14 protein-coding genes are annotated in these 12,927 nt (G+C 63.3%); 10 read left to right on the top strand and 4 right to left on the bottom strand.

All coding sequences use genetic code 11. The features are described from left to right. The first annotated feature begins 43 nt into the window (after positions 1-43). From M2432_RS20330 to M2432_RS20370, 9 genes are all read left to right on the top strand, one after another. Positions 44-1,507: an aldehyde dehydrogenase family protein gene (locus tag M2432_RS20330; protein WP_280828690.1), complete on the top strand. Its 1,464-nt coding sequence runs from the start codon at positions 44-46 to the stop codon at positions 1,505-1,507. Then, positions 1,504-2,754 carry an amidohydrolase family protein gene (locus tag M2432_RS20335; protein ID WP_280828639.1) on the top strand — a complete coding sequence of 417 codons (1,251 nt, stop codon included), beginning with the start codon at positions 1,504-1,506 and terminating at the stop codon, positions 2,752-2,754. The genes M2432_RS20330 and M2432_RS20335 overlap by 4 nt, the downstream gene beginning before the upstream one ends. After that, entirely contained in the window at positions 2,751-3,536 is a 786-nt protein-coding gene (locus M2432_RS20340; RefSeq protein WP_280828640.1) for a glucose 1-dehydrogenase, read from the top strand. Before M2432_RS20335 ends, M2432_RS20340 begins: the two co-directional genes overlap by 4 nt. Continuing rightward, a complete protein-coding gene (locus M2432_RS20345; protein WP_280828641.1) occupies positions 3,533-4,786 on the top strand; it encodes a cytochrome P450 in 1,254 nt (417 codons plus the stop codon). Before M2432_RS20340 ends, M2432_RS20345 begins: the two co-directional genes overlap by 4 nt. Before the next feature lie 10 nt (positions 4,787-4,796). Continuing rightward, positions 4,797-5,231: a nitroreductase family deazaflavin-dependent oxidoreductase gene (locus M2432_RS20350; protein WP_280828642.1), complete on the top strand. Its 435-nt coding sequence runs from the start codon at positions 4,797-4,799 to the stop codon at positions 5,229-5,231. 77 nt (positions 5,232-5,308) lie between these two features. Further along, the gene (locus M2432_RS20355) at positions 5,309-5,917 is read left to right on the top strand and encodes a helix-turn-helix domain-containing protein (RefSeq protein ID WP_280828691.1); all 609 of its coding nucleotides are present in this window, start codon (positions 5,309-5,311) and stop codon (positions 5,915-5,917) included. 110 nt (positions 5,918-6,027) lie between these two features. Further along, entirely contained in the window at positions 6,028-7,296 is a 1,269-nt protein-coding gene (locus M2432_RS20360) for a cytochrome P450 (protein ID WP_280828643.1), read from the top strand. Between the two features lie 4 nt (positions 7,297-7,300). Continuing rightward, complete coding sequence (locus M2432_RS20365) at positions 7,301-7,858, top strand: hypothetical protein (RefSeq protein WP_280828644.1); 558 nt, start codon at positions 7,301-7,303, stop codon at positions 7,856-7,858. A 64-nt stretch (positions 7,859-7,922) separates the two neighbouring features. Then, the gene (locus M2432_RS20370) at positions 7,923-8,321 is read left to right on the top strand and encodes a hypothetical protein (RefSeq protein WP_280828645.1); all 399 of its coding nucleotides are present in this window, start codon (positions 7,923-7,925) and stop codon (positions 8,319-8,321) included. A 26-nt stretch (positions 8,322-8,347) separates the two neighbouring features. Here the strand turns inward: M2432_RS20370 and M2432_RS20375 are convergent, their stop codons facing one another. Next, entirely contained in the window at positions 8,348-9,847 is a 1,500-nt protein-coding gene (locus M2432_RS20375) for a PE-PPE domain-containing protein (protein WP_280828646.1), read from the bottom strand. Positions 9,848-10,014: 167 nt separating this feature from the next. Here M2432_RS20375 and M2432_RS20380 point away from each other — a divergent pair, with 167 nt between their 5' ends. Further along, positions 10,015-10,368 (top strand): hypothetical protein, encoded by a 354-nt coding sequence (locus M2432_RS20380; RefSeq protein ID WP_280828647.1) that lies wholly within the window; start codon positions 10,015-10,017, stop codon positions 10,366-10,368. Positions 10,369-10,658: 290 nt separating this feature from the next. Here M2432_RS20380 and M2432_RS20385 read toward each other — a convergent pair whose 3' ends face one another. The 3 genes from M2432_RS20385 to M2432_RS20395 form a co-directional block, all read right to left on the bottom strand. Next, entirely contained in the window at positions 10,659-11,588 is a 930-nt protein-coding gene (locus M2432_RS20385) for a TIGR03564 family F420-dependent LLM class oxidoreductase (RefSeq protein WP_280828648.1), read from the bottom strand. Further along, positions 11,588-12,196 carry a carboxymuconolactone decarboxylase family protein gene (locus M2432_RS20390; protein WP_280828649.1) on the bottom strand — a complete coding sequence of 203 codons (609 nt, stop codon included), beginning with the start codon at positions 12,194-12,196 and terminating at the stop codon, positions 11,588-11,590. Before M2432_RS20390 ends, M2432_RS20385 begins: the two co-directional genes overlap by 1 nt. Positions 12,197-12,291: 95 nt before the next feature. Then, the gene (locus M2432_RS20395) at positions 12,292-12,828 is read right to left on the bottom strand and encodes a hypothetical protein (RefSeq protein WP_280828650.1); all 537 of its coding nucleotides are present in this window, start codon (positions 12,826-12,828) and stop codon (positions 12,292-12,294) included. Positions 12,829-12,927 lie beyond the last annotated feature (99 nt).

A 12,927-nucleotide genomic window follows, 5' to 3' on the forward strand; every position in this document is an offset into this window, starting at 1 on the left:
ATACAGTTCTACTGTTACCAGTGTTAGGGAGTCGAAGTTGACTGTGACGTTCGAAGATCGCTCGTATGTCGCGGGGGGTTGGGTCGCCGGCGACGAGGTCGTGACGGTGGAAAACCCGGCCGACGAATCGGTGTTCGCCCACATCGGGGCCACTCCGCTGTCGGACTTTGAGCGCGCGATTCTGTGCGCCCGGGGCGCCTTCGACGAGGGGGTATGGGCGAACAAGCCGGCCGCCGAGCGTGCCGAAACCTTGCGTTTCTTCATCGATTACGTGCAGGCCGCCGGGCCGAAGCTCATCGAAGTACTGGTGGGCGAATCCGGTCAGCCGACCCGTTTCGCCGAAATGACCCAGCTGCACGCCGGACTGGCGATAGCCCGCGGCACGATCGACCTGTATCTGTCGATGCACCACGAGCAGCACAGCCCGGTGCCCGTCGACGACCTGGTGCGCGGCCGCGTGGCCCTGAGCATCCGCCGACACGAACCGGTCGGTGTCGTTGCGGCGATCACCCCGTACAACGCGGCCCTGATCATGGGGCTGCAGAAGATCATTCCGGCTCTCATCGCGGGCAACTCGGTCATTGTGCGACCCAGCCCGCTGACCCCCCTGTCGTCGCTGATCTTCGGCCAGGCCGCCGAAGCTGCCGGGATTCCCGCCGGCGTGTTGAGCGTCGTCGTCGAATCAGGCACGGCGGGAGCCGAACTGCTCACCAGTCACCCTGCAGTGGACATGGTCTCGTTTACCGGCTCTACGGCGGCCGGCCGTAAAATTCTGGCCCAAGCCGCACCCACGGTGAAGCGAGTGTCGTTGGAGCTGGGCGGAAAATCGGCGCAGATCTATCTGCCCGATGCGGTGCATCGGGCACCGTTCGGCGCGGCCGCGGTGGTGGCGAACACCGCGGGTCAGGCCTGTGTGGCGGCCACCCGGATGCTGGTGCCGATGGACGCCAAGGACGAGGTGGTCGCCGCGGTCAGCGCCACCTACCGCGCGATGGTCGTTGGGGCACCGAATGATCCGGCTGCGTCGTTGGGTCCGCTGATCGGATCTGCTGCCCGCGATCGGTGCGAAAAGATCGTGAACGCCGCTCAGGAGCACGGCGGCGTGCTTGCCTGTGGGGGTGGGCGCCCGGCAGGTCTGGACCGTGGCTACTACTTCGAGCCGACCGTACTGGACTTGCCCGATAATGCCAATCCTGCTGCACAGGAAGAGATTTTTGGGCCGATCATCGCGGTGATGGGGTATCGCGACCTCGATCATGCCATCGCTATCGCCAACGACAGCCCCTACGGGCTGTCGGGACAGGTGTACGGCGCAGATGTGTCGGCGGCGGTTGCCGTGGCGCGGCGGCTGCGCAGCGGCGCGGTCAACGTGAACACCGCGGTGTTCAGTGCTTACGCGCCCAGCGGTGGGTACAAGCAGAGCGGTCTGGGGCGCGAACGGGGCCCCGACGGCATCAGGGAATTTCAGGAAGTCAAACACATGTCGATAGGAGAACTTTCGCGATGACTATCACTGCTCCGCGCACCGATGCGGCCGCCGACACTGGCGCCGCATACGATTTGAACTGGCTGATCTCGGTTGACGACCACATCCTTGAGCCGCCCACCTTGTGGGTCGATCGTGTTGCGGCCAAAGACCGCGACAGGGCCCCTCACATGGAGGCCGGGGACAACGGTGTGGACATGTGGGTCTACGACGGCAAGCGCTACCCCAACTCGGGACTATCGGCGGTGGTCGGCAAATCAAAAGAAGAGTTCAGCCCTGAGCCGCTGTCGTATGCCGAGATGCGGCCCGGGTGTTACGACGCCAAAGCACGCGTGGAAGACATGGACCGCTCGGGTGTGCTTGCCTCGCTGTGTTTTCCGACCATCACCCGATTCTGCGGACAGCTGTTCATGGAGGCCAGTGACCGTGAATTCGGTTTCCAATGCCTGCAGCACTACAACGACTGGCTCGTTGAGGAATGGTGCGGCGCCGCCCCGGGACGCTACATCCCGCTGATGCTCATCCCCATGTGGGACCCGCAGCTCGCCGCCAAAGAGATGGAGCGGATGGCCGCGCGCGGCGTGACGACCTTTGCATTTTCGGAAAACCCAGAACCTTTGGGGCTGCCCACAATCCATGACGCCGACGGCTATTGGGAGCCTGTGATGGCCGCGGCCAACGACTTGGAGATGGTGGTCAGCATGCATGTGGGATCGTCCTCGCAGTTGCCCAAGATCTGCACCGACGCACCGTTCATGGCCAACCTCACCTGGGGTGCGTCGCGGACCTCCGGGACCATGTTGTCCTGGCTGTTCAGCGGGATGTTCCAGCGCTATCCGAAGCTGAAGATCGCGCTGTCCGAGGGTGAGGTCGGCTGGATGCCCTACTTCCTGGAGCGCGCCGAGCAGGTGCTCGACAAGCAGCGTTACTGGGTGATGCGCGGAGCCAAATTCGACACGCACGCCGGGGCCGGCAAGGCGATAGATCTGGACACCCTGGACATCCGTGAGACCTTCCGCAATCACATCTACGGCTGCATCATCGAAGACCGGCACGCGCTCAAGAGCCTCGAAGAACTCGGCGAGGACAACATCATGTGTGAAACCGACTATCCCCATTCGGATTCGACGTGGCCCGACTGCATCGACGTGGCCCGCAACACGATGCGTGAACTGCCAGAGGCTGTGCAGTACAAGCTGCTGCGCGGCAACGCCGAGCGGTTGTACCGCTTCACCCCTGCAGCACCACCTGTGTCGGCGCGCGCATGAGTGCGGTGCTCGCCGGCAAAAGTGCCATCGTCACCGGCGCAGGATCAGGCGTCGGGCGCGCCTCGGCGGTCCGATTCGCCGAGCAGGGCGCCCGCGTCGTGGTCGCCGACATCGACCTGGAACACGCCAAACAGACCGTGCGGCTCATCGAGGCCGCCGGTGGGACTGCGGTACCGGTGGGTGTCGATGTCGCCGACGAGCCACAAGTGCAAGCCATGATCGCCGCTGCCGTCGAGCAGTTTGGTCGACTGGACATCGTGTTCAACAACGTGGGAATACCGACACCTCGGCTGGGCATGGCCTTCGAAGAGCACACTTTGGAGGACTTCAACCGGCTGGTCGCGGTGAATCTGGGTGGGGTGTTCCTGGGTTGCAAATACGGTGTGCTGCAGTTCAAAGCACAAGGTGACGGTGGGGTGATCCTGAACACCGCCTCTGTCGCGGGGCTGGTGGCCTGGGGCGGTTCGGTGTACGGCGCCACCAAAGGCGGTGTGCTGCAGCTGACTCGCGCCGTCGCGGTGGAGGCCGCTCCGTTCGGTATTCGGGTCAACGCCATCTGCCCGGCGGCGATGCCGCTGACCGGGTTCATGGCTGCGGGGGGTCTGCAGGTCGATGAGTGTCAGCGGGCCGGCATGGCCGAGAAGGTGGGCGCCCAACATCCGCTAGGTCGGGCGATCACCGCCGAAGACTGCGCCGAGGCGGCGTTGTACTTGGTGTCCGACGCCGCGCGCAACATCACCGGTGTCGCGCTGCCCGTCGACGGCGGATATGTGGCGAAATGACCGCACCCACACTGGACCGTGACCAGCTGCGCGAATTATTCGACCTGCGTAGCTCCTACAACGCCTTCAGCGGCGGAACGTATCACGATGACCCCTACCCGCAGTGGCACCGGTTGCGTGAGCAGGGACCGGTTCTGGTCGGCACCCTGCATGAGCTGACCGGCTGCACCGGCACGATGTATTTCCATGGGCTGCCGTTTCCCGATCGGCCGCACTTCACGCTGTTCGACTACGACACATGTTTTGCCGCCCACCGCGATCCGGAGGTTTTCGCCTCCGCAGCCGAACCGGTTGATCTGGACAGTGGGCCGCTGAGCATCACCAACAGCATGTTGTCGATGGACGGTGCTCAACATAAGCGCTACCGCGCCCTGGTTCAGCCCTCGTTCGTGTCGTCGAACGGAAAATGGTGGGCGCACAACTGGATCGCCGACACCGTGCAGCTGCTACTCGACGGGTTCGCCCGAGACGGCCGGGCCGAACTCAATGTCGATTTCTGCGCGGCGATCCCGATCCTGACCATTACCGGCAGTTTCGGTCTGCCTGTTGAGCAGGCCCTCGAAGTGCGTTCAGCATTGTCCAGCAACCCGGCCCGGGTGATCGAGTTGATCCGCCCCGTGATTGAGGCCCGGCGCCACGAACCGCAGGACGACCTCATCAGTGTGCTGCTGGCGGCCGAGATCACCGACGACGACGGCAACGTCACGCATCTGACCGACCGGGAGATCGACTCGTTTGTGCTGCTGTTGCTGGGCGCGGGCTCGGGCACCACCTGGAAGCAGATGGGCACCACCGTGACCGCGCTGCTGCAGCGGCCCGACATGCTCGACGCGGTCCGTCACGACCGTTCGCTGCTGCGGGCGGCGATCGAGGAGTCGGTGCGCTGGATGCCGACCGATCCGATGTTCTCGCGGTGGGTGGCCTGCGACACCGAACTTGGCGGTGTGCGGATACCGGCCGGGTCGATCGTGCACATGAACATCGGCGCGGCCAATCGTGATCCCGCCCGCTGGGATCGCCCCGACGAGTACGACATCACCCGTCCGCTGCGGCCCAACCTCGGGTTCGGTCAGGGCGCGCACATCTGTCTGGGGATGCATGTGGCCCGCGCTGAAATGGTCACCGCGATCAGCGCCCTGCTCGATCGGCTGCCCAACCTGCGGTTGGACCCGGACGCCGAGGCACCGCGGTTCATCGGCCTGTATGAACGTGGCGCCACCGCCATACCCGTCCTATTCGATCCCGCATGAAGGAGAGCCGATGAGCAAACCGGTTTACACCGCACCTGACCTCGCGCTGGTCGGGCGCAACCACGTCGAGGCCTACCGCGACAGTGACGGACACACCGGATACCTGTGGAACGGCGTCCCTACATTGTTGCTGACGGTCACCGGGCGGCGCACCGGTGACGAGCGCACCAGCGCACTGATCTTCGCCCGCGACGGTCAAGACTACCTGGTCGTGGCGTCGATGGGGGGCGCCCCGCGCCACCCTGCCTGGTATCTGAACCTGCAAGCCAACCCGCGGGCCCGCATCCAGGTCAAAGACCAGCACCTCGATGTCACTGCGCACACGGCGTCGGCGGCCGACAAGCCACGGCTGTGGCAGATCGTGCGAGACGCATGGCCCAACTACGACGTGTACCAGTCACGAACCGACCGCGACATCCCCGTTGTGGTTTTGCGGCCGATATGACCGGCACCAGCGAAATCGCACCGACTATCATGTCTGCAATGTCCTGGGAGGAGCGAGCCTTCGAACGCTCGCCGGCGGTGCAGCGTTCGCGTGAACGCGTCGCCGCTCAGGCTCGCCTGATGCTCGATGCTGCGCACCGCTTGGTGCTGGTCAAAGGCGACGCCTTCACTACTCAGGAACTGGCCGCTGAAGCCGGCGTGGCGTTGCAGACGTTCTACCGGTACTTCGCGAGCAAGGACGAACTGCTGCTGGCCGTGCTGGGCGACTCGATGACTACCGCGTGCCGCCAATGGCGCGAAGCCGCCAGCAAGCTCGACGATCCGCTGGATCGGTTGAGGCTGTACATCGTGACGGCGCTGGAGCTTCTCGATGCCAACAACGGCGACGGCGGAGGTACCCGTTTCGTCGTCGGCGCGCACTGGCGGTTGCATCGGCAGTACCCCAAAGAACTGTTCGACGCGGAGAAGCCGTTTGTCGATCTGCTGCGCGAAGGCGTGCAAGACGCGATCGACGGCGGACGGCTCAACCCCGTGGACAGCGAATGGGATCCGTGGTTCCTCTCCGAGCTCGTTCGATCGGTTTACCACTACTACGCTTTCGCGCCACGCACCGAAGGTGACATGGATGTGGTTAAAGACCGCTTGTGGCATTTCTGCCTGACTGCCCTCGGTGGCGCTCGCGCCTGAGCGCCACCCTTCACCCCCCCTTTTTTAATAACCGCACCCGCACTGCGCGACGTCGTGGCCCCACCGGCCGTCGCCGAACCAAGCCCGTTCTGTGTTGAAAGGTTTTACAAATGACCAGTTTCGAGGACATCGACTACTTCACCGACCCGTCGCTGGTGCCCGACCCACACCCATATCTGGACTATCTGCGTGCGCAAGGATCGGTGACGGCGGTACCGCATCACGGCGTGATTGCGGTCACCGGATACGACGAAGTGCTCGCCCTGTACCGTGACACCGAATCCTTCTCCAGCTGTATCGCCGTCGGAGGCCCGTTCCCTCCGTTGCCTTTTGAGCCGGAAGGCGACTGCATCGACGACCAGATCGCCGCGCACCGCGCCCAGTTTCCGCTCTTCGAGCATATGGTCACGATGGACCCGCCCGACCACACCCGAGCCCGGTCGATTCTGAGCCGGCTACTGACCCCCCGCCGCCTCAAAGAAAACGAGGACTTCATGTGGCGGCTGGCCGACAGCCAGCTCGACGAATTCCTCAACGACGGCCACTGCGAGTTCCTGGACGCCTTCGCCAAACCGTACTCGATGCTGGTCATTGCCGACCTGCTCGGAGTTCCCGAATCCGATCACCGAGAATTCCGAAAGGCGCTCGCCCACAGTCATCTTGCGGGAACCATCGACCACGAACCGGCGCCGACCAACCCGCTGGAATTCCTCGACGAGAAGTTCAGCGCGTACATCGAAGACCGGCGACGCGAGCCCCGCGATGACGTGCTCACCGACCTGGCCACCGCCACCTACAGCGATGGCACGCTGCCGGATGTCGTTGAGGTGGTGCGCACCGCGACCTTCCTGTTCGGCGCCGGGCAGGAAACCACCGCCAAATTGCTCAGCGCCGCATTGCGATTCCTGTGCGACGAGCCCGACCTGCAAGCCCAGTTGCGGGCCGATCGCAGCCTCATTCCGACGTTCGTCGAAGAAACACTGCGGATGGAGGCGCCAGTGAAATCAGCGTTTCGCCTTGCCCGCAAGAACACCACACTGGGCGGGGTGCCCATCCCTGTGGGCACCACCGTCATGTTGTCACCGGGTGCGGCCAACCGCGACCCCGACCGCTTCGAATGCCCGCACGAATTCCGGTTGGACCGCAAGAACGTTCGTGAACACGTGGCCTTCTCGCGTGGCATCCACTCCTGCCCCGGGGCACCGTTGGCCCGCGTGGAAGGGCGCGTGGCGTTGGAGCGGATCTTGGACCGGATGGCGGAAATCTCGGTCGACGAAGCGCACCACGGGCCAGCCGCCGACCGCCGCTACACCTACGAACCGACGTACATCCTGCGCGGCTTGAGCGACCTGCACCTGACATTCACGCCCGTGCAGTGACCCCGTGAACCACCGTGCCCCCTCACCACCCGCGCCGGGAACCGCCCCGGCGCGGGTGGGTGCGGCAGGTCTGACGGTGGTGATCGCGTTGGTCGCCAGTCCGCTCGGCCATGCCGATCCCGGAGACCAGGCCTGGGCACTCAACGGCGTGTATGCGGTGCAATCCAACGGCCAGTGGGCACGCACCAACGAGGTCTACCACGACGAAGCCATCGTGCGCAGCACCTGGACCATCGCCAGCCACTGCAGCAACGCCACGACCTGTTCAGGGACGGTGCACAGCGATCAGGGCTGGGTGGCCGACATCACCTCGGGCAGCGGAGAATACGTCGTCAAGCACGAAGTTCCCAATTGGGAGCCCTGCCCCGACGGGACCGCGGGCATCGGGCACCAGGTCTTCCGGTTCTATCCCGTGGACGACGTAGGAATGGTCCGCATCGGATCGCCCGTCCTGGCCGGCGTTGATGTCACCACCGGCAACAGCGGAAGCTGCGCCATCAACAAAGACCTGCAGATCGAACTGCCGCTGCGTCTAGAAAAAATTAACTCAACACACGATTAGCCCTGCAGCACAGTCCTATTCACCAGAGCACACCGCTCATGACCACACCGAGAAAGTGAAGACCATGCCTCATGCCAAACCCGAGGATCTGCCCAACGGGCGGTGGCCCGCGGCCGCTGACCGCTTCCGGTCGGCACATTGGGGAGATCTCGAAGTCGGTTACACCACGACCGATCACGCATTGGATTGCACAGATATCAACAAGATTGGCGGTCTGCCGGGTGGACTGTGCCCGTGTCCACACTACGGCTACATTTTCGAAGGCTCAATTCGCGCTACCTACCCCGGCACCGACTGGCCCGACGACATCGTCGGGCCCGGAGAGGTGTATTTTTTCCCGGCCGGGCATGTCCTGATCTACCCGGGACCCACCAAACACCTCGAATTCAATCCAGCATTCGCGTTGAAGCAATGCATGGACGCGATGCAGCGCGTCGCCGACCTGCGCTCGCCGAGCGTATAGGCGCACTCCCACCGGCGCGCTGGCACTCAGTGTGACTTTGTCGAGCGCCGTGACTGTGATGAACTGCCCTTTTTGCCAGCCTTTTTGGCGTTCGCTGACTGGGAGTGAGAGTCGCTGACCTGCGCTGCAGTCGTGCTGGCCGTGGCAGTATGTGAGGCCGACGATCGGCCATTGTCGGCATGACGGGCCACGGCAGGATCAGGTGATGGCGCCGACGGTGACGGGTGCGTCGCTCGCGCGGCCTGCGCGGTGGTGCTCGCCAGGGACGTCGCGGACGTCGGCGCCGCCGCGGCCTTCTGCGGGAAGGCGAATGTTCGCTCGGCCCAGGCGGTCAGCGGAAACAGCGTGGCGTCCAACACGGCATTCAGTAGCCGCGGGATACCCGTGGCGTTGATAACGCTGTCGACGACATTGGCCACGACGCCTTCGACATGGTCAAACGCCCAAATGGGGTTGAAGACGGTGTTCAGCGTCGAGACGAGCGTGCGGTACGGGGCGCCAATCGCTGCGGCCACCTGGCTTTGCGCCGTGGCCAGCGCGCCGGTCAGTTGGGTGTAACCGGGCAGTTTCAGCCCAAGAAGCGACGCGGCGTTCTGCGCGCCTTGCACGACCGCGTTGGCCAATTCGATGGCAAAGGTGATCGGGTCGGTGATCGGAATCAGTTGCGCCGGTTCAGGAACCCAGAACGGGGTGGCGCGGTCGTAGCCGGCCTCCACCAGCACACTGAGAACAGGCTGGACGATATTGAGTACCGACTGCGGGATGCCCAGCCGCTGCAGCGGCTCGAGCAGCGGCAGGGTCGTTGTCGGAATGAAGTAGTACGTGGTGTCCCCGTGCTGCTGCGCGGTGGTACCTGCGACATAGTTCGGGCTGGACGGGTCCAGGCTGACCTCCTCGCCGTACAGCGCATGTTCAAAGATGATGCCCAGCAGGGCATTAACATCTGACACCACGTCGATGGGATACTCAGGAGCATCAGATAGTCCGTCGTACCGGCGAGCAATATCCACGGTCGCGATGCCGGTATCAGTCGGTTCTGCGCCGTTCATGGTGAAATCAAAGAACGGAATTGTCAGCCCGGACAGGCGCTCAGCGACACTGCCGTTGGGCCGTTCGCCGTCACCGATCTCCACAAAGGTGACCTGCGGAATCGGTTGCCCTGCGGCCTGCTGTTTGGCCAGCGCAATCTTCTCCAGATCGATGATGACCGTGCTCTGGGAGTACCCGAAAATGACATACGGCTGACCTGGCGCGCTTGCAGCTTGCTGAGCCATGGCCTTTTGCAGCGCGACCAGGCCCTCGGTTATCGACTCATTGATGTCGATAACCTGTTCGGGAGTCGTGACCGGCACGCCGGTAAACGTGCCCCCGCCCAGAGCAGGCGAGACGAAATCATCGATCGCCGCCGTCACGAATCCCGGTGCCGGCGTGGAAAACGTGGTGCCATCCATCACGAGGACATTGGTCAACAGCTTGGGTGTCGTCGATGTTGTCGACGTGGCCACCAGCGCCGAGGTGCAACTCATCGCCACAGTCGCGACACAGGCCCGCGTGACTGATCCGCTCAATCGTCCTACAAACATCGATGCCCCCCGTTGATCGGTCCCCAGCGGCCGTGTAGTCGTGCTATTGTAGCTGGTCAAACTAGATCATAGTTCTACATCGGGCGGCAGCAGTATTGCGATAATTGTTCGTGAGGTTGCCTTGCATCGGCCCGGACCCGGACAAGTCCACGTTCGTGCGCCGGCTTGGTGGCATGGGTCCGCGCACCACCTCTGCGGTGCGGGATTTCGCAAAAACGTTGGAAAGTGCCGCTTTTGATGTCGATATCGACTGGAAGCAGCCATCGCGGCCAACACGGCCGGTCAGTGTCACCGCAAGTGCCGCCCGGCACATGGCCGATGTCGTCGAACACGCCAACCTGAATGAACAGCCCGTTGTCATCACAGGCGAATATCTCACCGTGTCCGCGGTCAGCGCCTCGGTGATTCAACAAGACGACGGTGATGCTGTCACGGTCAAGCTTGGCCACATCGACCCAAGTTAGACCCGCGGACTTGCCACCGGAGAACGGATCCGAGTCCAGGCCGTCATGAGAACTGAATCCACCGCGGGCGGCAATACGAAAACTACTTACACGGCGCAGTCTTTCGAACGACTGGAGCCTCCGCAATAGTTCACCGCACGGGTATGCAGCCGATCTTACGTTCTAAACTTCTGGTGTCGAATGGGTTTCGCCTTAAACTCTGTGCACCGATACAACTGTGGCGCACGAATACGGTCGATCGTCAGAGGTGACCGTCGGATGCCGAACACTGCATGGCCGATGATGTGTCCTCAGTTCTCCGCTAGCAGTTCGCGTAGTAGGTCTGTGGTGCGTTGTCTGGATTGGGTGCGCTGCGTTTTGTCGTGTCCGACGGCGATGGGTTGGGCCCCGATATCGGTGGCTCCCGCATCGAGCAATTCGCACAGCTGTCTTCGCACTGATGCTTCGGTGCCGACGATGGCGACGTCGGCCGGTGAGGTGCCGCCGCCGGTTTCGATAATGCGTTGGTAGTTGGGCATTCCCGCGTACATCCCCGCGGTGGCGTGGGTTGCCGAGCGGGCTTCTGCTTCGTCATCGTGGACAGCGACGGGCAGCCCGGCGACGATCCGCGGTGCAGGCCGGCCCGCGGCGGTCGCTGCCGCGTGGATCGCCGGCGCGATGTGGGTATCGATGGCCTTCGCCGATGCCATCCACAGCACGGTGCCGTCAGCGATGGCTCCGGCGATTCGCAGCATCCGGGGCGAGAGCGCCGACAGCAGAACCTGCACCGGATTGGTGGGGACAGCGGCTCGGCCTGCGGTGTGCGCGCTCCAATCGCTGCCGGTGAAATCGACCTGTTCGCCGCGCAGTACCGCAGTGATGATGGTGAGGTATTCCTCGGTATTGCGGCCCGGGTGATCGTAGGACAGTCCGTAAACGTCGTGGACCACTGCGGCATGCGAAGGCCCCAGGCCGAGGGTGAATCCGGGCCGGCCCATGGCCTCGGCGGCCGCGGTGACCCGGTTGGCCTGCAGCAGCGGGTGACAAGGGTAGGTCTGCAGCACTGCGGTGCCCAGTTCGATGGTCGAGGTTTCCCGCCCGGCAATTGCCATGGCGGTCAACGGATCTGCGGCAACATTGCTGGCGTACCACAGCGAGGTGAAACCCTGCTCCTCGGCGCTGCGGGCTTGGTTGACGATCGATTCCAGCGTCGACCCTCCACCGGTGAGACCGATGCGCATCAGGGCTCCGTCGGGAACAGCTGCTGGTATCGGGCCATCAGGGCCGGGATGTCGTCGTCCATGGTGAGTTCGAACGATTTGAACAACCGCGCCAGGATGTCATAGCCGCCCGCGGTGAACACCAGGTCGAGTAGTTGGCGGGTATCGAATTCGGCGGCCAGCACCTGCCAGGTCGCGGCGCTGATGCCCCCGTCGAGGATCATTTCGTCGACCGAGCGCAGCAGTGCCGATTCGAACTCACTCCACATCGGCGATTCCGGCCCGTAGGCGACCCGGCCTACCTCTTCATCGGTGATGCCTGCGTCGCGGGCCACGAAAAGGTGTTGGTACCACTCATAACTGGACTGGCGTACCGCGGCGACCCGCAGCACGACCAGCTCGCGCTGCCGCTCGGTCAGAGTGGTTCCGAGCAGCAGATGGCCGTTGAAGGTGAAGTAGGCGCGCGCTAGGTCGGGGTGGTGGGCCAGCGTTCCCAGAGTGTTGAGTGCTTTCGGCCGGTCTTTGGTGGGCAGTGGCTGATGCCGGGGATTAGGCGGGCGTAAAGCGGTCATCGCCGTGCGGAATTCGGCCGAGAATTCCTTGGGCGGCAGTGGATCTATACGTGCCATGGCTTTACAGAACCCTCGGTCTAGCACTGTTGGTCCAGTTTCGTTGTCGCACAGGGGCTGGGAAACCCACGAGAACGCTGCGCCACGCAAGTCGGTCAGCTTGAGTGGCGGGCGGCGGAGACAAGTCCGTCCAGCCACGCTTGGTGCCCGTTGAGCATCGGGTTCGGGCGCTGTGCCGCAAGCTCCCGGGCGGGGACGCCGATCTGCGATTCCTGCGTCAAGATCCGTACGCGGTCTTGTGGCAGATCTTCGATCAGCCAGGCATGTAAGACGTCGAGCAGTTCTTCGGGTGAATCGCCTTGTTCGGCTGTCCAGGACAGCCGGCCCGGTGCTCCGGAGTCTGGTGACTGGAATTCGATGACGTGAGCTACCAGCGGCGGGAAACCGAAGGTCGAGAAGCTGAAGTGCACGTCGTTGGCCAAGGTGGGCCCATCGTCATTAGGAAAGGCGATATCAGAGACGTTGTCGTAGTAGGAGATCCAGGTTGAGGTATCGACGATATATCGCCAGATTTTGACTGCACTGAGACCCGCGACGATAACTTCGTTCGAGACGAAATTGTCGCGGGTGCCTGGAAGATACTTCGGTGGCCAGCTGATGGCGTGTTGAACGACTTGCTCATCGGAACTCATCTTGATTTCCTTTCCTAGTCCGGTCATCACGGTGGAAGAGTGGTCAGCATCAGAGCGGTCTTGGCCGGAAACTGGTGCCCGACCTAACAATATTGCTGA

It is taken from the genome of Mycobacterium sp. OTB74 (genome assembly GCF_029892685.1).
GTDB lineage: Bacteria > Actinomycetota > Actinomycetes > Mycobacteriales > Mycobacteriaceae > Mycobacterium.